Source organism: Pseudomonas sp. P129, from assembly GCF_020312195.1.
Lineage (GTDB): Bacteria > Pseudomonadota > Gammaproteobacteria > Pseudomonadales > Pseudomonadaceae > Aquipseudomonas > Aquipseudomonas fragariae.
Genome location: NZ_JAGPYS010000007.1, coordinates 76,326 through 100,302, shown reverse-complemented (window position 1 = coordinate 100,302; position 23,977 = coordinate 76,326). Strand labels below are relative to the sequence as shown.

General features: G+C 59.3%; 24 protein-coding genes. 10 read left to right on the top strand and 14 right to left on the bottom strand.

What is annotated here, in order from left to right; translation table 11 throughout:
* Nucleotides 1-89: 89 nt before the first annotated feature.
* Nucleotides 90-1,583, bottom strand: a complete 1,494-nt coding sequence (locus tag KBY02_RS17390; protein WP_225650653.1) for a YifB family Mg chelatase-like AAA ATPase — start codon at nt 1,581-1,583, stop codon at nt 90-92.
* Between the two features lie 398 nt (nt 1,584-1,981).
* On the opposite strand from KBY02_RS17390, the gene KBY02_RS17385 reads away from it, so the two are divergent.
* A complete protein-coding gene (locus KBY02_RS17385) occupies nt 1,982-5,374 on the top strand; it encodes a toxin VasX (protein ID WP_225650652.1) in 3,393 nt (1,130 codons plus the stop codon).
* The gene (locus tag KBY02_RS17380; RefSeq protein ID WP_060406332.1) at nt 5,371-6,054 is read left to right on the top strand and encodes a hypothetical protein; all 684 of its coding nucleotides are present in this window, start codon (nt 5,371-5,373) and stop codon (nt 6,052-6,054) included. Before KBY02_RS17385 ends, KBY02_RS17380 begins: the two co-directional genes overlap by 4 nt.
* Nucleotides 6,055-6,069: 15 nt before the next feature.
* Here the strand turns inward: KBY02_RS17380 and KBY02_RS17375 are convergent, their stop codons facing one another.
* Nucleotides 6,070-6,804 carry an SDR family oxidoreductase gene (locus KBY02_RS17375; RefSeq protein ID WP_116829452.1) on the bottom strand — a complete coding sequence of 245 codons (735 nt, stop codon included), beginning with the start codon at nt 6,802-6,804 and terminating at the stop codon, nt 6,070-6,072.
* Between the two features lie 235 nt (nt 6,805-7,039).
* Between KBY02_RS17375 and KBY02_RS17370 the strand changes: the two genes are divergently transcribed.
* On the top strand, nt 7,040-7,957 hold the full coding sequence (locus tag KBY02_RS17370; protein ID WP_225650651.1) for an AraC family transcriptional regulator: 918 nt from the start codon (nt 7,040-7,042) through the stop codon (nt 7,955-7,957).
* A gap of 15 nt (nt 7,958-7,972) precedes the next feature.
* Here KBY02_RS17370 and KBY02_RS17365 read toward each other — a convergent pair whose 3' ends face one another.
* Entirely contained in the window at nt 7,973-8,590 is a 618-nt protein-coding gene (locus tag KBY02_RS17365; RefSeq protein ID WP_225650650.1) for a hypothetical protein, read from the bottom strand.
* Between the two features lie 238 nt (nt 8,591-8,828).
* A complete protein-coding gene (locus KBY02_RS17360) occupies nt 8,829-9,104 on the bottom strand; it encodes an accessory factor UbiK family protein (protein WP_003401798.1) in 276 nt (91 codons plus the stop codon).
* A gap of 417 nt (nt 9,105-9,521) precedes the next feature.
* Here KBY02_RS17360 and glnK point away from each other — a divergent pair, with 417 nt between their 5' ends.
* The 4 genes from glnK (at nt 9,522) to sutA (ending at nt 12,324) form a co-directional block, all read left to right on the top strand.
* Nucleotides 9,522-9,860, top strand: a complete 339-nt coding sequence (gene glnK, locus KBY02_RS17355; protein ID WP_002555808.1) for a P-II family nitrogen regulator — start codon at nt 9,522-9,524, stop codon at nt 9,858-9,860.
* A 33-nt stretch (nt 9,861-9,893) separates the two neighbouring features.
* Entirely contained in the window at nt 9,894-11,231 is a 1,338-nt protein-coding gene (locus tag KBY02_RS17350; RefSeq protein ID WP_003344468.1) for an ammonium transporter, read from the top strand.
* A 242-nt stretch (nt 11,232-11,473) separates the two neighbouring features.
* The gene (locus KBY02_RS17345) at nt 11,474-11,899 is read left to right on the top strand and encodes a secondary thiamine-phosphate synthase enzyme YjbQ (RefSeq protein ID WP_003318084.1); all 426 of its coding nucleotides are present in this window, start codon (nt 11,474-11,476) and stop codon (nt 11,897-11,899) included.
* A 98-nt stretch (nt 11,900-11,997) separates the two neighbouring features.
* Nucleotides 11,998-12,324, top strand: coding sequence for a transcriptional regulator SutA (gene sutA / locus KBY02_RS17340; RefSeq protein ID WP_003401790.1), 327 nt, complete (start codon nt 11,998-12,000; stop codon nt 12,322-12,324).
* 70 nt (nt 12,325-12,394) lie between these two features.
* Here the strand turns inward: sutA and KBY02_RS17335 are convergent, their stop codons facing one another.
* Genes KBY02_RS17335 through lptM form a run of 6 tightly spaced genes read right to left on the bottom strand, consistent with a single transcriptional unit; the run spans nt 12,395 to nt 16,969 of the window.
* The gene (locus KBY02_RS17335) at nt 12,395-13,087 is read right to left on the bottom strand and encodes an HAD family hydrolase (protein WP_104683567.1); all 693 of its coding nucleotides are present in this window, start codon (nt 13,085-13,087) and stop codon (nt 12,395-12,397) included.
* On the bottom strand, nt 13,080-13,979 hold the full coding sequence (gene xerC, locus KBY02_RS17330) for a tyrosine recombinase XerC (protein ID WP_003401781.1): 900 nt from the start codon (nt 13,977-13,979) through the stop codon (nt 13,080-13,082). Before xerC ends, KBY02_RS17335 begins: the two co-directional genes overlap by 8 nt.
* A 2-nt stretch (nt 13,980-13,981) precedes the next feature.
* Nucleotides 13,982-14,716: a DUF484 family protein gene (locus tag KBY02_RS17325; RefSeq protein WP_011266243.1), complete on the bottom strand. Its 735-nt coding sequence runs from the start codon at nt 14,714-14,716 to the stop codon at nt 13,982-13,984.
* 13 nt (nt 14,717-14,729) lie between these two features.
* Nucleotides 14,730-15,560: a diaminopimelate epimerase gene (gene dapF / locus KBY02_RS17320; RefSeq protein WP_003401768.1), complete on the bottom strand. Its 831-nt coding sequence runs from the start codon at nt 15,558-15,560 to the stop codon at nt 14,730-14,732.
* Between the two features lie 5 nt (nt 15,561-15,565).
* Nucleotides 15,566-16,813 (bottom strand): diaminopimelate decarboxylase, encoded by a 1,248-nt coding sequence (lysA, locus tag KBY02_RS17315; RefSeq protein ID WP_003401767.1) that lies wholly within the window; start codon nt 16,811-16,813, stop codon nt 15,566-15,568.
* Nucleotides 16,814-16,822: 9 nt separating this feature from the next.
* Nucleotides 16,823-16,969 carry an LPS translocon maturation chaperone LptM gene (lptM, locus tag KBY02_RS17310; RefSeq protein WP_002555817.1) on the bottom strand — a complete coding sequence of 49 codons (147 nt, stop codon included), beginning with the start codon at nt 16,967-16,969 and terminating at the stop codon, nt 16,823-16,825.
* A gap of 238 nt (nt 16,970-17,207) precedes the next feature.
* Between lptM and cyaY the strand changes: the two genes are divergently transcribed.
* From cyaY to rnk, 3 genes are all read left to right on the top strand, one after another.
* Nucleotides 17,208-17,540, top strand: a complete 333-nt coding sequence (cyaY, locus tag KBY02_RS17305; protein WP_003318093.1) for an iron donor protein CyaY — start codon at nt 17,208-17,210, stop codon at nt 17,538-17,540.
* Between the two features lie 2 nt (nt 17,541-17,542).
* Nucleotides 17,543-17,779 carry a DUF1289 domain-containing protein gene (locus KBY02_RS17300; RefSeq protein WP_060409335.1) on the top strand — a complete coding sequence of 79 codons (237 nt, stop codon included), beginning with the start codon at nt 17,543-17,545 and terminating at the stop codon, nt 17,777-17,779.
* A gap of 134 nt (nt 17,780-17,913) precedes the next feature.
* Complete coding sequence (gene rnk / locus KBY02_RS17295) at nt 17,914-18,321, top strand: nucleoside diphosphate kinase regulator (protein WP_003384923.1); 408 nt, start codon at nt 17,914-17,916, stop codon at nt 18,319-18,321.
* A 131-nt stretch (nt 18,322-18,452) separates the two neighbouring features.
* On the opposite strand, the gene KBY02_RS17290 is transcribed toward rnk, so the two are convergent.
* From KBY02_RS17290 to gltP, 4 genes are all read right to left on the bottom strand, one after another.
* Nucleotides 18,453-21,299: a class I adenylate cyclase gene (locus KBY02_RS17290; protein WP_032657544.1), complete on the bottom strand. Its 2,847-nt coding sequence runs from the start codon at nt 21,297-21,299 to the stop codon at nt 18,453-18,455.
* A 182-nt stretch (nt 21,300-21,481) separates the two neighbouring features.
* Nucleotides 21,482-21,730: a TIGR02647 family protein gene (locus KBY02_RS17285; RefSeq protein ID WP_003344490.1), complete on the bottom strand. Its 249-nt coding sequence runs from the start codon at nt 21,728-21,730 to the stop codon at nt 21,482-21,484.
* Nucleotides 21,731-21,946: 216 nt separating this feature from the next.
* The gene (locus tag KBY02_RS17280) at nt 21,947-22,222 is read right to left on the bottom strand and encodes a hypothetical protein (protein WP_003344493.1); all 276 of its coding nucleotides are present in this window, start codon (nt 22,220-22,222) and stop codon (nt 21,947-21,949) included.
* Nucleotides 22,223-22,312: 90 nt separating this feature from the next.
* Complete coding sequence (gene gltP / locus KBY02_RS17275) at nt 22,313-23,644, bottom strand: glutamate/aspartate:proton symporter GltP (RefSeq protein ID WP_003401762.1); 1,332 nt, start codon at nt 23,642-23,644, stop codon at nt 22,313-22,315.
* Nucleotides 23,645-23,977: the final 333 nt, after the last annotated feature.

Sequence of the window (23,977 nt, the reverse complement as noted above, 5' to 3'; positions counted from 1 at the left end):
TTTCGTCACAAACTCACTCTCTGCGTAAGCGGCAGTACGTACCAATATTAAGTGTCGATATAGACGAAAAATTTTGGCTTGGCCACTCATCAATTGGTTGAAGGCCGATACTGCAAGGCCTCGGCCAGATGGCTGCAGTTGATCGCGTCCACCTGCTCCAGATCCGCCAGGGTTCGCGCCACCTTCAGCAACCGATGCGCCGAGCGTAACGACAGGGTCAGACGCTCGCACGCCGTCTCCAGCCAGCTTTCATCGACACTGGACAGCGCGCAATACTCGCGCAGCCCCGGCAGATCGAGAAACGCATTGGCACAGCCCTGACGACGTTGCTGACGGTCTCTCGCCTCAGCGACCACGGCTGCGGCACTGGCAGTGTTTTCACTGGTGGTCGGGTCAGGGTTGAGGGCGGTGGCTTCGCGAGCGACGGTCAGGTGCAGATCGATCCGGTCCAACAGCGGGCCGGACAACTTGTTGCGATAGCGCTGCACCTGCTCGGTGGAACAACGGCAGCGCCCGGTCGGCTCGCCAAGATAGCCACAGGGACACGGGTTCATCGCCGCCACCAACTGGAACCGCGCCGGAAAGCGCACGCGATCCCGCGCCCGGGAAATCACGATATGCCCGGACTCCAGCGGCTCACGTAAAACCTCCAGCACGCGGCGATCAAACTCCGGCAGCTCGTCCAGGAATAAAACGCCGTGATGCGCCAACGTGATCTCGCCAGGTTGCGGACGACTGCCACCACCCACCAACGCAGGCCCGGACGCCGAGTGATGCGGCTGCCGAAACGGCCGCTGCGGCCAACTGGTCAGCGGCACCTGACTGGCGACCGACTGAATCGCCGCCACCTCCAGCGCTTCGTGCTCGTCCAGCGGTGGCAACAAACCCGGCAGGCGACTGGCGAGCAGCGTCTTGCCGGTGCCGGGCGGCCCGCTGAACAGCAGGTTATGCGCCCCCGCAGCGGCAATCACCAAGGCACGCTTCGCGGCGGTCTGGCCCTGCACTTCGCTAAGGTCCGGATACGGCTTGGGCTGATGCAACAGACCACTGGATTGATACGGCGCAATCACCGTGCGCCCGTTGAAATGCGCGACCAGCTCCAGCAAGTGACTCACCGCAATCACCCGCAGCCCCGACGCCAGGCAGGCTTCCTCGGCGTTTACCGCCGGAATGATCAGCGTCCGCTCCGCCGCACGTGCCGCCAGCGCAGCAGGCAGCACACCCTGAATCGGCCGAATCGCCCCCGACAACGCCAACTCGCCCAGGCACTCAACATCCTGCAACGCAACCAACGGCACCTGCCCGCTGGCGGCCAGCAACCCCAGCGCAATCGCCAGATCAAACCGCCCGCCATCCTTGGGCAAATCAGCCGGCGCAAGGTTGAGTGTGATGCGCCGCGCCGGAAAATCCAGCCCTGAATTGAGAATGGCACTGCGCACCCGGTCCTTGCTCTCCTTGACCGCCCCCTCCGGCAACCCCACCAGCGTCAGAGCCGGCAGGCCGTTGGCCAGATGCGCTTCAACAGTAACCGCAGGGGCTTCCACCCCGACCTGGGCACGACTATGGACGATAGCCAGCGACATGGATCATTCCTTGATATGAGCGATGGGCGGGTATCGTGCTTTATTTGCGGGGTAGGTGGTGAGGGGGGAATGGATACAGGGTGTGAGTGGGGTCGACAGGCACGACACTTAGTCGGCTAAAGGCTGCATGCAAAACATAGGTGCGCAATTTTCTGCGCACCATAAGCCCGGGCTTAATGACCCAGGCTCTATATTTAAAGCGATGCAACACACATTCACGAGTCAGCGCATGTGCGCAGATGTTTGCGCACTATTTCATGTTTTTTTTGCTCGATATCTTTGCTTTAAATCTCTATCTCTTTGTTTTATATCGATAAATAGACAGTCGGCACATATCTTGGAATGCACCTCTGTATACAGCGGGCGATATCGCCCGTTTCTGCGCAGAGATTCCATGCATGACCGACAAATCCGGCACCCATACTCAACGACGTGCTGCAACGTTCGCCAAGACACCCGCCACGGCCACCAGCCTGTGCCCTTTCCGCGGCCCTGACGTTGCCATCGTGCCAGTGCGCTATGCGCTGGACCGCTCCCGCTACGATGCCGCGCCCGAGAAGCTGAAACCGCTACTCAAGGGCAGCCGCTGGGCGGTGATGCCGAAGCTGAAAACACGCAGTTATACCCTTCGCCAACTGTATGACGGCTATGTGTATGTCTACGACGAAACAGCCGAGACGTTGCATGAGTACGCGGTGTCAGCCGCCACAGGCAACCTGAGCCGTATTGTCTGGACCGATGCGCAGCTTGGCAGTGACCAGCGCAGTGGCGGCAGCGATGCCAAGCCTTTTCTGCTCTATCCGCGAAACAACCTGCTGCGCATCGCCTTTTCAGCGCAGCAGTGGTCCTGGCGAATCTGCGAACACCTGCGTTCGAACCCGGCAAGCCGCGATTCATGGATGAAAGCGCTGGATCTGAAACGCTACTGCATAACCATGGCCGAGCCGGATACCTTGCCGTTGAACTGTATCGCCGAAGCGGTGGCGGACATCGACAACGAGTATGTGGTCGATGATGACCGCTTTGCAGACTCGGCGATTCCTACATCCAAGGCCTCCAGCGAAGAAACCCAGCCGCTGTTTTCACCAATCGGCGCTGACGTTTTCTGGCAGGGTAGCGTTGAAGACAAGAACAGCTCCCTGCTCATCGCCCTTGATGACCCTCTGGCCATTTTCAACGATCTGGGCATGCAACTGGCCGCCGATCAGGCCGCTTACCGCAACTGGCAAGCCGAGCACGAACACAAGATCCAGATCGCCCAGACTGTCACCGCACTGTGTGGCGCTGAAGGCGAACCGGAAAAATTGCCGGCATCAGTGCGCGGCAATGCGGCGCTTACCCACCAGTACCTGAGCGACGTCGAAGCCTATTTTGAACAATGCATGTTTGAACAAGAGCAGATCGGCAACAACACCGCTCCCGGTGGCGTGCTGTTGCTGCCAGATATTTTCAAGAGTCCGCAGATGCGCAGATCGCTTGAAATGCGTTATGGCAGCGCGCCCTCTGAAGAGGCCCTGCAAGCCTGGAAGGATCGCCACAAATGGCGGCGCGAGGTCGATCTGAGTGGTGCGCGTGCGTACCTTCAGCAGCACCTGCCAACCGGCGACACACTGCTGCAACAGGTGCGTGACACGCAAAGCGACTTTCGGCAATGGTCGACCCATCTGGGCACGGAACCGCTCAAGCTTTTTGTCGACACCACCCACCCTGAAAGTCTGCTGTACCTGCAAACGGTCATGCTCAATCTGCAGATCATTTACGCTCAGGACAGCGCCGCCAGCGCCTGGCTCGCCGAGCAGGAAGCCAACGACAGCAGCCTGTTTGGCACCTTGCGCTACGGCTTCTCACCGGCGCTCAAACACGCCCTACACCAGGAAGCTAACGCACTGCTGAACGGCCTCGGCGACATCACCAACCTGGCCACCCGCATCGGTGAACTCAACGGCACGCTCAATCATCAGGGCTTTGCCGACAAGCCGTGGATGAAGGCGCTGAAACAACCTGTTCAGGACACCTTCAAAGCTCTCGGCCAACTGGCCAGCAGCGCAGGCAAGGCGACGTTCGAAAGCATCCTGCTGGCCTGGGTGCCTATCGACAGCCGCATGGCGGTGGGCAAGCAGCAGAACATCGTCGCACTGATACGCACGCTGTTGATCGGCCAGATTTTGCTCGATTCAAAGGCGCGTATCGCGATCGATCACAACATGCTCGCGAAGCTGAAAAACTGGATCAGCGAATGGCGGGTACTCAACAAACAGATCAGTGATACCCGTCGCAGCTGGCTCTACCCAACCGCTTACAACCCCCGCAAAAGCATCGCCAGCCACCTGCGCGCCCTCGAGCAAAAGCTTCGCCTGCACGAACTGAGCATGCCCGCCCTGCTCGACTTTCAAAACAACCAATACGCCAGGCAGTTGCAGGACGAGATTCGCCTGCACTTCCAGTCCGGCAAAGCCATCACCAAAGAGTGGCTGACCAGCGCCAGGCGCTGGCTCGATGGACTGGGAGGGATTGCCGGCTCGATCACCTGGGGCGTGATCATGCTCAACTTCATCAACACCGCCTTCACCTATCGCGACCTTACTCGGGACGGAAACTTCAGCACCAAGGACATTGGCAAGGTGACGTATGGGTTGGGGTATAGCTTTAACCTGTTGATGGCAGTGTTTGTTGAAGCGCCGTGGGCAATTATCAGGGATGCGACGCCGGTGCTGATCGATGGCAAGAATGTGGGGATTCTGGATCGCTCTGCGGGTTATTGGAGGGCGAAGGGAAATCTTGCATGGGGTGATGCCATACGTGGGTTCAGGGTTTCGATGGTGGCTATGGGGGCGTTTGGGATAGCGGCGGCAACGCTGGAGCTATTGGATATTATTGATGATTCAGCCGGGGTTGGTACTTCAGAAGAAAAATACTGGATAACCTTAAAAGGTATTTCTGTAGGCTTAATGGGCATCGGCTCAGGTGCTCAGTTAGTGGCGGGTTTATTTCCCGCTGGTACCTCTACCGCTATTGTGATGAATCCATGGTTCAGTGTGGCCCTGCTAGTGGCTGGCCTTATTTATCTTTTCGCTACCATGGCTTTGAATTATTTCAAGCGAGACAGCATCGGTTTGTGGTTGAGCAGGTGCTGCTGGTCGAAAACCATGGATCAACGCTACCTCGAAACTGCAAATGGCAGGAATGAAGAAATCAGTGCCTTGATGGAAATTCAGTTATCTCCACAGATCCATGTAAAAACCACTGTCAATTACGAGGATCGTTATCTTGGTAAAGGCGATCACATGAGCGTAGCCGTACAAAATGGCGCAGGAATTCAGGTGCGCTTGCCGAACCTAGTACGCGGTGAGTCTGTGCACTTTAACATTGTCAGTAGCAAGCGCCCGTGGGGCGTCCTGCCTGTAGAGAAAATAGCGACTTCAATACATGAGGCTTTTTTAAACCGAGGGCAATTCAGGAAGGTGGAGCAGTTTGGAATGCTCACTAATAAACCAACTATCAAGGCCAGTGAAGACTGTACCTACCCTCGAATGCCTCCTGAGAAAGAAGACCTCATATGGGAAACATGGGTGCCGCTCGACGAGGACGCAATATATCTTGAGTTGCAAATCTGGTACCCGTACAGCTTGGTGAACGCCCGCGAAGACGATAAAGGCTATCTGTTTCAGATGGAACTGAGTACAAGAGGCGATACTGCGATCGACGGCCTGACCGCGATAGAACTTGAAGTCACAAAGTCAAGCAGAGCTGGCGCGCTGACCCTAGAAATCGCAGCGGATACGCCTTCATGACTAAGCAAGAAAAAGCGTTGAACCTGCTAGTGAGTAAAAACATTCTAAGCTGGAAAATCAAAACACTGGCGAGACCACCTAAGGAAATAATGACCACGCAGCTTATATTCACCACTATGCATTTAGTCGTCTGCTCACTCTTTATCTGGGGAGGCTTGGATAGCTTCTTGGAAACCCCCTACTTGCTAACTACTGTAATATTAGCATTCGTAGGAAACCTCGCTTACTACATAGGCCTCCTCATCCGCCAAAAAACCATCTACAACTACACCATCACCACCCACCACGCCCTCGTAGAGTACCACCTCCACTACCCCGACTTCGCCTCATCCCTTTTCAAGGGCATCGCCATAGCCGTCATCCTGATATTCGTTTTTGTAGCACTCTTCACCGGCTCGTTGCTGTTCCTGATCGGTCCCGTGGCCATGGCTTTTATCGCAGCCATCAAGCTACTCAACTGGGAAAACCCCATCCACCATGAACAAAGCCTGCCATGGGCCGAGTACAACTTCGTCACCGTCGACCGAAAGCGCCTCATGATCATCACCCATCGCACCGACATCACACTTGGCTTCGAGGCCCGCTTCCAGCACGAGGTCCTGTTCAACAAATACCTCGCGTTTCTCCGTGGCGCGCTGCCTCCAACGGCCGAGTTCACCGAAAGGGCCTGGAAGTGGTAGTCCTCATTACCGGTCTCAATAAGCACTCCCCGTAGGCCGCACCACAATCTCGCTCACATCCACCCCGTCCGGCTGCTCGATCGCGTAAACAAGCGCGCGTGCGATCGCATCCGGCTCCAGCGCAACCTTTCGAAACGCTTTCATCGCCTCGCGCGCGGTCTCGTCGGAAATCGAGTCGGCCAGTTCTGATTCGACCACGCCGGGGCAGACGACGGTGACGCGGATTTTGTCGGTTTCTTGCCGAAGGCCATCGGAGATGGCTCGAACAGCGAATTTGGTGGCGCAGTACACTGCGGCGGTCGGGGAAACGGCGAGGCCGCCGATGGACGAGATGTTGATGATCTGGCCGTGCCCTTGCGCTTGCATGCCCGGCAACACGGCGGCAATGCCGTGCAGTACGCCGCGCACGTTGACGTCGAGCATCTGGTTCCACTCTGCGATTTTCAGCGCGGCGAGCGGCGACAGGGGCATGATGCCGGCGTTGTTGATGATCACGTCGATCTTGCCAAACGCGTGTTTGGCGAAGTCGGCAAAGGCCTGCATGTCGAGCGCATCGGTCACGTCCAGCGCGCGGAAGCGTGCCGAGCCGCCCTGCGCTTCGATGTCTGCCGCCAGCGTCTGCAGACGCTCGCTGCGCCGAGCGCCTAGTACTACGTGTGCGCCCTTGGCGGCGATGAGTCGGGCGGCAGCTTCGCCAATGCCACTGCTGGCGCCGGTGATCAGTACAACCTTGCCTTGAATGTTCGACATGACTGGCTTTCCTCGTGAAGTCATCGTTGGCTCAGTTTCAGCGCGCGGCTCAAACTGATTGCGATGGCCATGCTACGAGTCGCTGATCACTGCGTGCATGCCGATACCTGCGCGACACTTGCCTATTCCTGTCTGTGGGTCTGCCGCACGCAGAATCGCTGCGCAATGGCCGCTATGATGGAGTTCGATGCAAAGGATGGGCGTGCAGCAACACTGACTTGAGACGGGGTGCTTCATGGATACACCTAATGCTGCGAGCGCTCCGGGCACCGATGTTTGCCGGAGTGAAATCATCCAGTTGCTGACGCAGCGCTTTGCGGCACCCGGTGTTTATGAAACCGCTGTTGCGCCGCTGCACGTTATCCGCTGCGACGCCCCGTCAGAGTTGATTCATGCGCTGCATCGGCCAGCCCTTTGCGTGATCGTTCAAGGTCGCAAGGAGGTTGCGCTGGGCGATGAGCAGTATGTGTACGACCCGCTCAGCTACCTGGTCGTCGCGGTGACAGTGCCGGTCGCCGGGCGCGTGCTGGAAGCGAGTGGCGAGGCGCCCTATCTGTGTATTCGTCTGGATTTCGAGCCTGCGCACATTGCCCAGCTCATTGCGGAAGCGCCATTGAACGGCGTTCCGGACGAGCCGCAGCGGGGCCTGTTTCTTGAGCAAATGGATCAGCCATTGCTGGAGACGGTGTTGCGGCTGGTGCGCCTGCTCGACACGCCTCGCGACATCGCTATGCTCGCGCCCCTTGCACTTCGGGAGCTCTACTACCGGCTGCTGCGCGGCAACAATGGGCGGCGACTCTACGAAATCGCGGTCGGGGATTCGCAGACGCATCGCGTTACGCGGGCGGTCGACTGGCTGAACAGTCATTACACCGAGCCGCTGCGCATCGACGAGCTGGCGCGCCTGGCCAACCTGGGCAATTCGACGCTGCACCACCGATTCAAGGCGCTGACCGCCATGAGCCCGTTGCAGTACCAGAAAAAGCTGCGCCTGCAAGAAGCTCGACGGCTGATCATCAATGAAGGCCTGGACGCCTCCAGCGCCTGCTATCGCGTCGGCTATGAAAGCCCTTCGCAATTCAGCAGGGAGTACAGCCGCCAGTTTGGCTGCCCGCCCTCGACAGATCTCAGCCGAGTGCGGCAGATTGGCTGACCTCCCCGTCCGACATCAGCGGCCGGGCGCGGCCAACCGCGCATATTGGTCCTGACTGATCCACCCGGTAAACGAGCGATCATCGGCATTGATGAACTCGACCTGAGCCGCGCCATCCTTGAATGCCAGAACCCCGACAACGTCATCCTTGACGATATAGGCGCCTCGGGTGCCTTTGGCATTCGGTGTTTTTTGCAGCCAGGCCTTGTCCGCCGTGACGGTCACCAGACCGACCCACTGCCTGCTGGCGGTCCGGGTCAGCTCCAGGCCGGTGGCGATGTCCGGCGCCAACACGTTCATGCAGCCGGGGTGCTGCCGGCCTTGCTCGATCGTCAGCACCACGCCATCAGCCGAGGCCTTTAGTGTTCCCGGATAGACGTCATCCAGCCAGGACGACACCGCTGCGCCCTCCCCGGCCTCGACCTTGCCTTGCAGATAGAACGCACAGCTGAATGTTTCGCCGCGCGTCTCCGAGTAATAACCCTCGACCTGATGATCAGGCGTCACGGCCAGCATCAACTGCTCGTACTTGCCGGAATGCAGTGCCGTGTCCTGAGCGAAAACCGACGTGCCGACACACAACCACAGGGTTGCGGCCAGGGAGCAGTGAATAAGGGGACGTTTGTCAGTCATGCTTCCATCCATAGAACGTTCGAATAGCCGGGAGGAGTGGCCAGCCCATGACTGGCGCGCCGAGACGTTAGCGTATTTCGGCGCGAAACTGTATCACTGAAATCCGGAGCGATTCATGGCTGCGACGCGAAGGCCAGTACACGTTTGAGCATCTCGCTTCGCGAGCAGGTCAGGTGCCTGCCCCGTTGTGCATGACAACGTTCAGCGCTGCAGCGCACTGAGTAAAACAAGGAAACCCTTATTCGGCTTTTTCAGTCCCTGCGGCCCCGCCAGCCTTCTCTTCCAGCTCGGCCATCTTGGCCTCCAGCGCTTCCAGGCGGGCGCGGGTGCGGGCGAGGACGGCCATCTGGCTGTCGAACTCTTCACGGCTGACCAGATCCAGTTTGCTGAAGCCGCTTTGCAGCAGGGCCTTGAACTGGGTTTCGAATTCGTTGCGCGATACAGGCGTTTCGCCATTGAACAGGCGAGAGGCGTGGCCGCTGAGAGCGTCGAGAAAGGCTTTGGGCGCGAGCATGGTTATTTTCCTGAATCAGAGGGCGGCAGTGTAACACGCAGTGTCTATAGTCAATCCCGAGGGCGCAATGCACGCTTATGGAGCGCAGTGACGGGCACATGAGCACCATTGCTGTGCATTAGCTCCATGATAGACCCTGCAAGGTTGTGCAAAACCAGCCCAAGAGCCTGTATTCAATGAATATTCGCGAGATGGCAAGCTTTCTGCTTAGTGGCTTATGACCCATGCACTGATGCAGTCGCTGTGACGAATGCAGTGCGGCAGGCGGAGCGGGGAAGTGTTTCGTCAGAAGCGGTTTTCTGGAGTGGGTCTGGCCTGATCAGGCGGCCGACACGTTACAAAGCCAGACACTGCGCTTAGACTTGAGTCGGGTTTGTTTTCCTGGGGCAAGTCCACCAAATTCGGGAGAAAGTTTTCATGAAGCTAGTCACTGCCATCATCAAGCCGTTCAAACTGGATGACGTTCGCGAGTCGTTGTCTGAAATCGGCGTGCAGGGCATCACCGTCACTGAAGTCAAAGGCTTCGGGCGTCAGAAGGGTCACACTGAGCTTTATCGCGGTGCTGAATACGTCGTCGACTTCCTTCCCAAAGTGAAGATCGATGTCGCCATCGATGACAAGGATCTGGATCGTGTCATCGAAGCCATAACCAAGGCCGCCAACACTGGCAAGATCGGTGACGGCAAGATTTTCGTGGTCAATCTGGAACAGGCCATCCGCATCCGTACCGGCGAGACCGATACAGACGCTATTTAAGCCGCCAAACCCAACGCCCCAGGAGAAAACAATATGACTCTGCGTCAATTCGCAGGGCTCGGTGCCCTGTTGTCCCTCGCATTACCTGGTCTTGCCCTGGCGGCTGATCCAGTGGCCGAGCCGGTGCTGAACTCTGGCGACACTGCATGGATGCTGACCTCGACCGCTCTGGTCCTGTTCATGACCATCCCCGGTCTCGCGCTGTTCTACGGCGGCATGGTTCGTTCCAAGAACATTCTGTCGGTGATGATGCAGTGCTTCGCCATCACCGGTCTGATCAGCATCCTGTGGGTCGTCTACGGCTACAGCATCGCGTTTGACACAACCGGTATGGAAGCGGGCGTCGTCAACTTCAATTCCTTCTTTGGCGGTATGGGTAAAGCGTTCCTGGCAGGCATCACGCCGGCAAGCATTACCGGTCCTGCTGCGTTGTTCCCTGAGGCGGTGTTCGTCACCTTCCAGATGACCTTCGCGATCATCACCCCTGCCCTGATTGTCGGCGCCTTCGCAGAACGCATGAAGTTCTCCGCGATGCTGGTGTTCATGGGTATCTGGTTCACTCTGGTCTACGCGCCAATCGCCCACATGGTCTGGGGCGGCGTCGGTGGCCTGTTGTGGGACTGGGGCGTTCTGGACTTCGCTGGCGGTACCGTCGTACATATCAACGCCGGTGTAGCCGGTCTGGTAGCGTGCCTGGTACTGGGCAAGCGCAAAGGCTTCCCGACCACGCCGATGGCGCCGCACAACCTGGGTTACACCCTGATCGGCGCAGCGATGCTCTGGGTCGGCTGGTTCGGCTTCAACGCCGGTTCCGCCGCTGCAGCCAACGGTACTGCCGGTATGGCCATGCTGGTCACTCAAATCGCTACCGCGGCCGCCGCATTGGGCTGGATGTTTGCCGAGTGGCTGACTCACGGTAAGCCAAGTGCTCTGGGTATTGCCTCTGGTGTGGTTGCCGGCCTGGTTGCCGTTACCCCTGCGGCCGGTACCGTCGGCCCGATGGGCGCGCTGATCATCGGTCTGGCAGCAGGCGTGATCTGCTTCTTCTGCGCGACCAGCCTCAAGCGCAAGCTGGGCTACGACGACTCCCTGGATGCGTTCGGCGTTCACGGCATCGGCGGTATCGTCGGCGCCATCCTGACCGGTGTATTCGCAGCACCTGCACTGGGCGGCTTCGGCACCGTGACCGACATCGGTGCTCAGGTCTGGATTCAGTTCAAGGGCGTCGCGTTCACCGTTGTCTACACCGCAATCGTGACCTTCATCATCCTCAAGGTGCTGGATGCGGTGATGGGTCTGCGCGTCACCGACGAGGAAGAGTCTGTCGGTCTGGACCTTGCGCAACACAACGAGCGTGGCTACAACTTGTAAGCTTTGGCCTACGCAAAAAAGAATGCCCGGTCTCCGGGCATTTTTTTTGTCTGACGTTTGTGGATATACCGCCGCTTTTTGCTGTCATTGATCTTGCCCGTGTCAATGATCTCGGCACCGTGACACAGCGCAGGTAACGAGGTTGCCACCGTCTTCGTCAACTTGCAGGGAAGCCGGTTTATTGCGCGCTTTGCTTTTTTCTCAGTCGAGTTAGAATGCGCGCCGAAGGTGCGGAGAACGGTATGTGGCATCAATCCAGGATTGCCTTGCGGGCCAGGCCCCGCGGGTTCCATCTGGTGACTGACGAGATAGTCGCGGGGTTGCCCCCGTTGCGCGGTTGTCGTGTCGGGCTACTGCATGTATGGCTGCAACATACCTCGGCTTCGTTGACCGTCAACGAAAATGCCGACCCGGCGGTACGTCGCGACTTTGAGCGTTTTTTCAACCGTCTGGTGCCCCAGGGCGTGGACGGCTACGAACATGACGACGAAGGCCCTGATGACTTGCCAGCGCATTTCAAGGCCAGTCTGCTGGGCTGCCAGTTGCTGTTGCCGGTTACGGCAGGGCGGCTGGCGCTGGGCACCTGGCAAGGTATTTACCTGGGCGAACATCGAGACGCTGGTGGGTCTCGTAACGTCCTGGCCACCCTTCAGGGTGAGTGGACATAACCGCTGAGGTCAGCGGTTGTTGAATTTTTCCGGTTGCCTTAGCAATTCTGGGCGGTTGGGCTATAACTAATCAGCTTTCGCAAGTCATGAGGTACAACATGAGCGACGACGACGATATTAAGGACGATCTGGAAGACGACCTGGAAAACGAAGAGGACGGTGAGGAGCTTGCAGCTGCTCCCGGCGACGACCCGGTCGAAGTAGACGATGACGTTCCGGCACCTGCCGCAAAAGGCAAGGCCAAGGCTGCAGTCTCGGTCGATGAACTGCCCAGCGTGGAAGCCAAGAACAAGGAGCGTGATGCTCTGGCACGTGCCATGGAAGAATTCCTGGCGCGTGGCGGCAAGGTGCAGGAAGTGGAGGCCAACGTGGTCGCCGATCCGCCCAAGAAGCCTGACAACAAATACGGTAGCCGCCCTATCTGAGGCTGCATGACTGTATGAGAAAAGCCCGCCGTCGCTGCGGGCTTTTCTATGCGCGCCTGTCAGTGTGCTTTCAGGCCCAGCGCGCCAGCACCTCGGGCAGTTGCGACAGGTTGTGGATCTCGGCATCCGGCAGTCGATCCGCATCCCAGACCTTGCCTTGCGGGTTGTACCAGATGGCGCGCATGCCGGCCTGCTGGGCACCTGCGATATCGTCCTTGGGATGGTCACCGACATGCACCGCCGCGCCGGCATCGACCCTTGCGCGGCGTAGCGCCTCCACGAACGGTGCCGGATCAGGCTTGCCGATGCCCAGGTCTTCGGCGCACAGCGCGAAGGCAAAGTAGTCCGCCAGCCCCAGACGGCGCACATCGGCATTGCCATTGGTAATCACGCCGAGCGTGAAGGTCTTGGCGAGAATTTCCAGCATCGGTTGCACCTCAGGGAAAATCTGCACCTGATGACGGCCCTGCAGGAACACTTCAAAGCCGCGGTCGGCCAGGTCCTGCGCCTCGTCCGGGTCGTAGCCGGCATCTTCGAGCGCATGGAACAGCACGCGGCGGCGCAAGGCGCTGATGCGGTGCTTGAAGGACGGGTCTTCGGCCACCAGACGCGAGCGGATTTCCCACAGGTGTTCGACAGGAACCGCTCCCAGCCTGGGCGCGTGTTCGCCCAGCCAGTCACGCAGCGTGACTTCGGCACCGGCAATGGCAGGGGCGGTGTCCCAGAGCGTGTCGTCAAGATCAAACGTCACCAGCTTAATCATCTGCAGCTCCTTTACGTTTGGCTCGGGGATGGGCGCTGTCATAAACAGTAGCCAAATGCTGGAAGTCCAGGTGTGTATATATCTGCGTGGTCTTGATATCCGCATGACCGAGCAGCTCCTGCACGGCGCGCAGGTCCTGTGACGATTCGAGCAGATGACTGGCGAAGGAGTGCCGCAACATGTGCGGGTGCAGATTCTGCCCCAGCTCTCGCTCACCGGCTGCCTTGAGTCGCACCTGAATGGCGCGCGGGCCGAGGCGCTTGCCTTGCTGGCTGACAAATACCGCGTCGTCCTGCGGATTGGTGAGGGCGCGCAGCGGCAGCCAGACTTCCAGTGCCTGGCGTGCCTTGCTGCCCACAGGCAATACGCGGGTCTTGCTGCCCTTACCCAGCACCTGCACCAGTCCGTCACGCAGGTCCAGCTGGTCCAGATTCAGACCGGTCAGTTCGGAGAGGCGCAAGCCTGACGAGTACAGCAGCTCCAGGATGGCTTGGTCGCGGTGCGCCAGGAAATCATCTTCAACGCCGCCATCCAGCAATTGCGCGGCACGGTCGGTGTCCAGGGTCTTGGGCAGACGCCGCTCGCCCTTGGGCGGTGACAGGCCGTTTGCCGGGTCGTGCTGGCAGATGCCTTCGCGATTGAGGTACTTGTAGAAGCCGCGCACCGCCGACAGCATCCGCGCCAGGCTGCGTGAAGACTGGCCCTGCTGGTGCTGGCGGGCAGTGAAGCTGCGCAGGTGCTGGATATCCAGGTCACTCCAGCTCGACACCTGTGCCTTCTGGCAATACGCCAGGACCTTACCCAGGTCGCGTCGGTAGGCTTCCAGCGTGTGAGGCGACACCTGGCGCTCACTGCGCAGGTGCATGCAGTAGGCGTCCAGATGCTGATCCATGGCTAGCGAACCGAGCGTAATGAGTGGGCGAAGCGCGGCAGCAGGCGGCTCAGCACATCGGCGATATAACTGAGGAACAGGGTGCCGACCGAGCTTTTGTAATGCTGCGGATCACGGCTGCCGATGGCCAGCACGCCATGCAGGCCCAGATGATTGAGGCTGGCGATGGCAGTCGAACCGACCTCCTTGCCCTGCTCTGCACCGAACAGAAACGCCAGTTCATGCTCACGCAGCGCGCCGCAGATGATCTTCTCGCCAATCAGGCCGCCGATGGCTTTCTGTGCGTCGGCACCGCTGACCCAGCGCCCCACGGGCATCGGGCTGTCGCTGAACAGGATCAGGCTGACAAAGGGCACCTGGAAGTCCTGACGCAGGCTGTCTTCGACGGCGATGACCAGCTCTTCCAGGCTGGTCGCATCCATCAGCGCGAGGTTCAGGCGGCGGGTCTTTTCGAACAGGCGGTCGTTGTCCCGTGCGACGTCCATCAATTGCGACAGGCGATGGCGCATTTCGATATTACGCTCGCGCAGCAGCTTGAGCTGACGCTCGACCAGCGAAACGGTGTCGCCACGCTGGTGCGGGATGCGCATCGACACCAGCAGCTCGTCGTGCTCGGCGAAGAAATCCGGGTGCTCGAGCAGGAAGGCGATGACCGCCTCTGCTTCAAGGTCTGGCGCTGCGCTATCGACAGGCGATTCGCAGGGTGTGCCTGTTGAAGCGGGAGGTTGATCGGTCATGGTACTTACTCACTCAAAGACGGACTTGGCCTTCATAGACCCGGACTGCGGGGCCGGTCATCATGACAGAATGTCCCGGCCCAGCCCATTCGATGGACAGGCGCCCTCCGGGCAGGTCGATCAGCAACGGCGAGTCCATCCAGCCCTGACTGATGGCAGCGACAGCCGCCGCACAAGCGCCGGTGCCGCACGCCTGGGTTTCCCCGGCACCGCGTTCCCAGACACGCAGCTGTGCCCGCTGACGGTCCACGACGTGGAGAAAGCCGACGTTGACCCGGGCCGGAAAGCGCGGGTGATGCTCGATCTTCGGCCCCAGTTCATGCACCGGTGCGTTATTGATGTCATCGACCCGCAGCACAGCGTGCGGATTGCCCATGGACACAGCCGCCATGTCGACATGCTGACCGTCGACGTCAACGGTGTAACAGGTAGCCTGCTCCGCTGCTTCGAAGGGAATCTCTTCAGGGACAAACCTGGGCGGCCCCATATCGACGCTGATCTGCCCGTCGCTGCGGATATCCAGTTCGATGATGCCGCTCTTGGTCTCGACGCGTATCTGCTTCTTGGCCGTCAGACGCTTGTCGAGCACAAAGCGGGCAAAGCAGCGCGCGCCGTTGCCGCACTGTTCGACTTCGGAGCCGTCGGAATTGAAGATTCGATAGCGAAAGTCCACATCCGGGTTGTTCGGCGCCTCGACCAGCAAAAGCTGATCGAAACCGATACCGGTGTGGCGGTCGCCCCATTGTTTGGCGTGCTTGGGCAAGATATGCGCGTGCTGACTCACAAGGTCCAGGACCATGAAGTCGTTACCCAGCCCGTGCATCTTGGTAAAACGCAGCAGCATGGGGATTACTCCGGCAGCAGGCTTTCGCCAGCGAACAGCTCGGCCACGGTTTCGCGACGACGCACTTCAAAAGCCTGGGAACCGTCGACCAGTACCTCGGCGGCACGGCCACGGGTGTTGTAGTTCGAGCTCATGACGAAGCCATAGGCACCGGCTGAATGAACGGCCAGCAGATCGCCCTCGGCCAGCGCCAGCTCGCGCCCCTTGGCGAGGAAGTCGCCGGTCTCGCAGATCGGCCCGACGATATCGTACGCACGAGGTTCGCTGTCACGCGGACGCACCGCTGTGACATCCATCCAGGCCTGATACAGCGCAGGCCGGATCAGATCGTTCATCGCCGCATCGACGATGGCAAAATCCTTGTGCTCGGTATGCTTGAGGTATTCGACACGGGTCAGCAACGCGCCTGCGTTGGCGACGATGAAGCGTCCCGGCTCGAACAGCAGCCCCAGGTCGCGACCGGCCAGACGCTCGCGCACGGCCTTGATGTAGTCGGCCGCCAGCGGAGGCTCTTCGTCGCGATAACGCACGCCAAGACCGCCACCCAGATCGATGTGATGCAGATGAATGCCGCAATCGCCCAGACGATCGACCAGGGCCAGCAGGCGATCCAGCGCATCAATGAACGGTTCGAGCGTGGTCAGTTGCGAGCCGATATGGCAGTCGACCCCGATCACTTCCAGGTTCGGCAGTTGCGAGGCGCGAATGTACACGTCTTCGGCGGCGGCAATGGCGATGCCGAACTTGTTTTCCTTGAGGCCGGTGGAGATGTAGGGGTGAGTGCCTGCATCCACATCCGGATTGACCCGCAGCGATATCGGCGCCCGAACGTTGAGTTCGGCAGCCACTTCCTGCAGGCGCTCCAGCTCGTCGGTGGATTCGACGTTAAAGCAGTGCACGCCGACTTCAAGGGCGCGCCGCATGTCTTCGCGGGTCTTGCCGACACCGGAAAACACGATCTTTTCGGCTTTGCCACCCGCCGCCAGCACACGCTCCAGCTCGCCACGCGAGACGATGTCGAAACCGGCGCCAAGGCGCGCCAGGACATTGAGCACGCCCAGGTTGGAGTTGGCTTTTACGGCGAAGCAGACCATGTGCGGCATGCCGCTCAGCGCATCGGCGTAGGCACGGTATTGCGCTTCGATGTGAGCGCGCGAGTAGACATAGGTCGGCGTGCCGAAGCGCTCGGCAATGGCAGACAATGCTACCCCTTCCGCGAACAGCTCACCGTCGCGGTAGTTGAAGGCGTCCATTGGAGTCCCTTAAAGGTGCTTGTGCGATTGCGATTTGGCTTGTTCGTCCGGAGTTTTGGTGTCATCCGGCAGATACAGCGGGCCTTTCTGGCCGCAGGCTGTAACAAGGCAAGCGACCGCGACAAGCGCAGCAAGCGAAGAGATCAGGCGCTTCATGGCGAAATCCTTTGTAAGAGCATTAATTGCGCCCGAGTATACCGACCACCCGGCACCTTGCCTATGCGAGCAGCGTCCAGTCTGGCGGGCCTTTGGCGCGAAAGCCGCAGCAGAGCTATGGTTGATCGGGATTAAAGTGCTCGTGCATCGTCAATGATGAGTAAGCTTTGCATTTGCCTGGCAGCGTCCGTATCTTGCCCCTCTGCGCTATCTGCAGACACTTATCGAGGTTCCCGCAATGAGTTTGACCGAAGCCCGTTTTCACGACCTCGTCGATGCGACGCAGCAGAATATCGAAGACGTATTCGATGACAGTGGTCTGGATGTGGACCTGGAAAACTCGGCCGGTGTACTGACGGTCAAGTTTGAAGGCGGCACGCAGCTTATCTTCAGCCGTCAGGAGCCCCTGCGTCAGCTCTGGCTGGCGGCCAGATCGGGTGGTTTTCACTTCGACTACGACGAAGAGAATCAGTGCTGGGCCTGCGATTCCAGCGATGAACTGCTGAGCGAGATGCTGGAGCGCTTTACCGTCGAGCAGGCCGGTGTCGAACTGGACTTCTCCGAGATCTGATCGTGAGCCAGTCCCCCGTTCGACCGCCCAAGCCGCTTTTCAACAATGTCAGCCCGGCAGTAGCCTCGCCGTGTATCAGCCTGTGTCGGCTCGATGAGCAGAAGGTTTGCCTGGGGTGCTTCCGTCATGTCGAAGACATCCGCGAATGGCGCTCGGCCGATGACGACCGGCGCCGCCAGATTCGCCACGAGGCCGATCAGCGTCGAGCCCGCGCCGAGGTTGACCAGGCGGCAGGCTGAAACCGCGTCGGGTTGTGTATTTACTGCGCTGTGTTAGTGTCAGGCCTTGCCTCTGCAGACAAGAGGCTCGTCAAACCCCGCCAATTGGTGGGGTTTTGTTTTATTCATGGAGAATAAAGGAGTCTGCCCAGACCATGACCACAGCACCTTCGATCATCCTCACTCGGCTCGACGTACAGCGTCTTGAAAAGTTTATCGCCGACCAGAATGAAGACACACCTGGCATCCAGGCATTGCAGGCCGAACTGGACCGCGCCGACCAGGTGGTTGGTCACGATGAAGTGCCTGCGGGCGTTGTGACCATGAATTCGCGCGTGCATTGCCGCGAAGAAGTCAGCGGCAAGGACTATCACCTCAAGCTGGTTTATCCACAGGATGCGGGCGCAGACGGCACCGTCTCGGTCCTGGCACCAATGGGCTCGGCGCTGCTGGGCCTGCAAATCGGCCAACACATCGACTGGCCTGCACCGGGCGGCAAGACCCTGAAACTGACCTTGCTGGCGGTGGAGTATCAGCCGGAAGCGGCGGGCGAATACGAGTAATCGAAGACGCCGCATCCGCAGAGCGCTTCCGCATTCAAGAGCGGACGCAGAGCGTCCGGAACTGCATTCCCACGCGGAGCGTGAGGAACGATAGGCGCACCAGAGAACGCCTATCGTGCCAATGCAGCAGGTCAGGCCTGATCCATCGCCTCGTTCAGCAGCTTTTCCAGTTCGGCCTTGTGGCGCAGGAAGAGGATGCTTTGCCCGTGCTTGCCGTCCAGCAGCCCGGACAGGTCCAGGTCGGTGATGTAACAGCGGTAGCGCTGAAGCTCCAGGCGTTTGCCGAGGATTTGCTGCGCGACGGCGGCGTAGAGTCGATCACCGTATTCCAGTTCGGAAAACTCGCTGTTGTCGCAGTACAGGGTGGCGTTCAGTTGCCCTGGCGAGGTTTCCTCGATGATTGCCTGTACGTCGTAAAACGCCTTGTCCGCTGCAGTCGGCGCCGGTCGATGCTCAACACGTCGGGCAGGCCCCGCGCCAGAGGGCAGCATCTGATAGTAAAGGGTTTCCAGCGTAACCGGCGCGGACGGATCATCCAGCGGTAATGAGGCGCCCCGGCGATAAACCAGCGCGTGAAGAAAGCGCTGCAGCGGCACCAGCAGGCTTTGTTCATCGTGATACGGCAGACGCTGATGCCAGAGCGAATTGTGTTCATCGAGCACGTACAGGTCAGCGTCCGGCTCGTTGACCCGGTAGAACACCTGAATGCATTCCGGCTGACCAAGCGGCAGGATCAGGGCCAGATCGTGGTCATCGAGTGCCTGCGGGTCCAGGTGCAAGGGGCTGTACGACGACAGCTCTTCACCCAGGTACTTGAACAACCCCGGCAGACTGTTGACCACCACATGACCGATCTGACCCGGCTTCATCTCCAGCACGTGATACTGCTGCTGCACCTGAATCAGATAACGGTGATTGAGCCGCCTCTCCAGCAACAACCGCGCCGTGCCGATCAGCTCTTCAACACGCTGGGCAATGGCGGGCGCGCGGTTATGGCAGAAGCAGCGCACGTGAATCTGCGGCTGTTTACCGCGCTGCGGCAGGCTGCCGAGCAGTTCGCTCATGCAGTCGAGCAGGGCGTGCGGGCCGTCGTAGCGGCTGACCAGTGTTTCGTTCCAGGTATTGAGGGTGATCTGGTCCAGCGTCAGCACCAGATTTTCCCGGACACCCGCGTAGCTGAGCGAGTCGGTGCGCTCGGTGGTCATCAGAATATTGAGGTCGCGATGATGGCTGAGCGGATCGACGCCGACATTGATCAACAACAGTATCTCACTGGGCGTGCTGGGCATCAGCAACGCCTCATCGCTGACCTCGGGCAGTGGCAGCTGAATGCTCTGCTGCAAGGCGCCCATCAGGTTGAACAGCTCGAACTCGCTCAGGTCACTGGCGCCCGGGTGCAATGCCACGCGGGTAGTGCTGTCGATCACGGTATTGCGGTGGCACCAGGTCAGCAACTCAAGCAATTCACGGCTGCGTTTGAGCGGTGAGAAATTCGGCCACTCGTGAATGCCCAGATTGCCGTTGTACAAGGCCCACTGGTGCTTGCCGGGCTCGCGCTTGTCGGGGGAATGCACCAGCGTCAGCGTATCTTCGGCAAGGTCAGGGGCGATGCCCGGGTTGATGAACTCGACCTTGCCCGCCTTGCGTTCAAAAGCCGCATACAGACGCCGACCCAGAATGGTCAGGTCGCGAGTGTTGAGGGCGTCGGCAGTGCTTTGCGTTTTGGCGAAGCGGCTCTGAAAGCGATAGCTGTAATTCAGCTCGTTGACCAGTGCGCGGCGCTCGCCGGCCACCTGGCGGACTTTCCACTGGCTGCGGCTGTCGAGCAGCGCCAGTTGTCGCTCATCCCAACCCCACTCCGTTGTCAGGCGTTCCAGCAGTTGGCGCTGCCAACCGACGTTGCGCTGGCGGGTCGACCCGGTGAGCTTCTTGTTGACCTTCAGGTACAGGCTGCGGCGCACCAGCTCCAGGCGCTCCGGCTCGTTGCGTGCCTGCAGATGCTCCTCGATGCGCCGGTACACGACCACATAGGGGTCAAGCTCATCCGGGTCCAGCTGATTGGCGAACACCGCTTGCTTGAAACGCAGGCTCAGGCACTGCACGCGGGGATGCTCGCTGGAATAGACCTCGATCAACAGCAGCTTGAGCACAGACTTGTAGGGCGACTCGATGCCTTTGAACAACTGCCATAATCCGGCACCGATAAACTCGGCCGGGGGAATGTGCGACATCGGGCCGAGGTCGAGCACCTCGCTGGCGCGAATGAAGCGCTTGCTCAGCAGGGTGTGGGTGTAATCCTCATAGTTCTGCTCTTCATAGACCGGCACCAGCCACCACATCGGGGTGCGCCCGGCGAGCCAGATAGCGGTCCGATAGAACTCGTCGAGCAACAGGTAATGCTGGGTAGTCCCGCAATCGTCCGAGCTGAGCTGCGAATCGCGCTCACCGCTCTTGAAACGCTGCGGGTCGATCAGAAAAAAATGCGCCTCTGCGCCCATCGTCGCCGCCCAGGCTTCAAGTGCCTGGCATTTCTTGCGCAGTTCGGCGATGGCCTCCGGCTCCAGCTCGCTGTCGTGGCAGACCCAGACATCCATATCGCTTTGTTCAGCCTGGGCCAGCGTGCCGAGGCTGCCCATCAGAAACAGGCCATGAATCGGCTGGGGCGGGTTGCCGTGCCGGGCCTTGTAGGAAAAGGAGCGCGTCAGCCGCTGCGCCTCGACCAGGGCCAGTGTGTCCGGTTCGTAATGCGAGACACCGGCAGGCGTGCTGCCGGAAACATAACCGGGCAACAGCGGATGGTTGACGTGAAAGAACAGCGGCAGCAGGGTCAACACGCTCTGCTGGCGGGTCGACATACCTTCCAGCGCACGCGCGTACCGCCCGTCATTGAGCGACAGGAAACGGTTACGCAACTGGCTGAGAACCTTGCGGTCGATGCCCTCATCCAGGTCGGGGCGAATTTCAGGATTACGCGTCATCGCAACTCAAGGCATCTGGCCTGTGCAGGCGTGGAATTACCGAGAAAGATGGCGGAGAAGGTTTGCAGCCGAGAGAAGCGGATTCGGTCGGATGGTTATTCTGGCGCCAACGTCCTGTATCGACTGGCGCGCGGATAAGTGAAGGGCCTGCCACGCTTTTTTGTGCGCAGGCCCTGCGACATTCAGGCGGCTTGCCTGGAGACGTTGAGGATGGTCAGCAAGGATTGGGCATGCTGGGCGGCCTCGAGCCCGAGGCTGGTCAGGTAACCGCCATCGACCTGGGTCGTCAGTCCTTTATCGAAGAGTCTTTGTGCGGCTGCAACGGCCGTGGGCGCCGCTACATGGTGGACTTTGAGGCCTTCCTGGGTGTTTCCCAGATTGAACAGTGCAAGGATTTCCAGTTCGGCAACCAACTCAGGGGTATACGACATAGGTACTCCAGACTTTTTGTAGTAATACGACCTCGCCGGCTGGCGGGTGTGCTCTGGAATCGACGTGTCCGATCTGCGCTCGTCGGTTCTGGATGACCGTTAAAGCCGGTTTGGCGTGTGGCCCCGGAGGATCAAGCGGCAGCGGGGCATTTGCAGTGTAGTCAGCGTCTGAAGTGTTTGCAGCATATATCTTGCTGGCCTGCTCTGACCGCAGGATCACTTTTCCGGCGGCAGGTCGGGCAGGGCGCGCAGCGCTGCTTCATACCATTGCGTGTCGAACGGACGGTCCTGCTCCAGCAAGGCATCGATCTCGATGGCCAGCACATGGGCCATCATTTCAAGAATATCTTCACGCTCATAGTTCACCAGGGTCAGCATGTTGAACACCGCTCTGGCTGCGGGCGGGTTACCGGCTTCGATCTGGTTTTCGATAGCTTCGATCAGCGTCGAGGCAGCAAAGTCTTCTTCGTCATTATCGATGTCGTCGGTCATGGTCACTCCTCAGGTAAGGCAGGCAGTCTAACCGGCGACCTGAAAACAACAAACCCCGGAGGTCCGGGGCTTGTCAGCACATAGCGAAGATCAGTCCGCCGTCGGTTGCCCCATCGGCACGGGCTCTTTGCTGCGCCAGTGCGGCAGGGAGTTCCAGTAGCGCTCGCCCTTGGCATCGTCGTACATGCCTTCCCAGCGCGAGATGACCAGCACTGCCAGCGCATTGCCGATCACGTTCAAAGCGGTGCGCGCCATGTCCATGATGCGGTCGACGCCAGCGATGAACGCCAGGCCTTCCAGTGGAATACCGGCGCTGCCCAGGGTCGCCAGCAGCACAACGAAGGAAACGCCCGGTACGCCCGCGATGCCTTTGGAGGTGACCATCAGGGTCAGCACCAACATCAATTGCGCGCCAATCGACAGGTCGATGCCGTACAACTGAGCGATGAAGATGGCTGCGATGCTCTGATAGAGCGTCGAACCGTCAAGGTTGAACGAGTAGCCCGTGGGCACCACGAAACTGCAAATCGCCTTCGGTGCGCCATAGGCTTCCATCTTCTGGATCACCCGTGGCAGCACGGTTTCAGAGCTGGCCGTGGAGTAGGACAGAATCAGCTCGTCCTTGAAGATACGCATCAGCCTGATGACCGAAAAGCCGAATGCACGAGCGATCAGCCCCAGCACCACGAAGGCGAAGAAGGCGATGGCCACGTAAACCAGAATCACCAGCTTGGCGAGCGGCAACAGAGAGGCGAAGCCGAAGTTGGCGACAGTCACCGCAATCAGGGCAAACACACCAATCGGCGCGTAGTTCATGATCATGTGAGTGACCTTGAACATGGTCTCCGAGACGCCCTGAAACAGCTTCACCAGCGGTTCACGGACCTCGGCTTGCAGGCTGGAAAGCCCCAAGCCGAACAACACCGAAAAGAAGATGATCGGCAACATCTCGCCACGCGCCATGGCGGCGAAGATGTTGGACGGGATCAGGTTGAGAATGGTCGCGATAAACGCATGATCGTGCTGAACTTCAGCCGTAGTCTGCTGATACTTGGAAATATCGACGGTGCCCAGTGTGCTCATGTCGATGCCGGTGCCCGGATGGAACACGTTGGCCAGCACCAGCCCCACCAGAATCGCGATAGTGGTCACGACTTCAAAATAGAGAATGGTCTTGAGACCGATACGTCCCAGCTTCTTGGCATCGCCCACGCCCGCGATGCCGACGATCAGCGAGGCGACAACGATGGGAATAACGATCATCTTGATCAGACGAATGAAGATATCGCCTGCGGGCTGCAGGATGTTGGTGATCCACCAGGCCTTTTCTGCGCTGAAATGATTGAGTAGCGCCCCCACAGCGATACCCAGTACCAGTCCGATCAGAATCTGCCAGGCCAGACTCAGCTTTGCCTTCTTCATATTATTACCCTTGTTCAAAGTGGCTTGGGCAAGTCCAAAACCCGTGCACCGAGCATGCTTTTTCACAGCAGTTTCGAGGCAGGAGCTCCCTTTGGAAATGTCCCGAGAAGGTCACCGCAGACGAGCATCCCAGCTCTGTAGCAGGCGAAAAAAGTCGCAACTATTCCCATGGCGCGCGTATACGTCTAATGCCGTAAACGACTACCTCATGCATGATCGGCATACAAATACGGGAGAAATGTGTTGATTTATGTCGCGCGGGAGGATGGCTATTCGGCGCGAAGCTGGCTATTACGTCGCCTTAAGCTGAACGGAGGGATGCGGGACTAATGC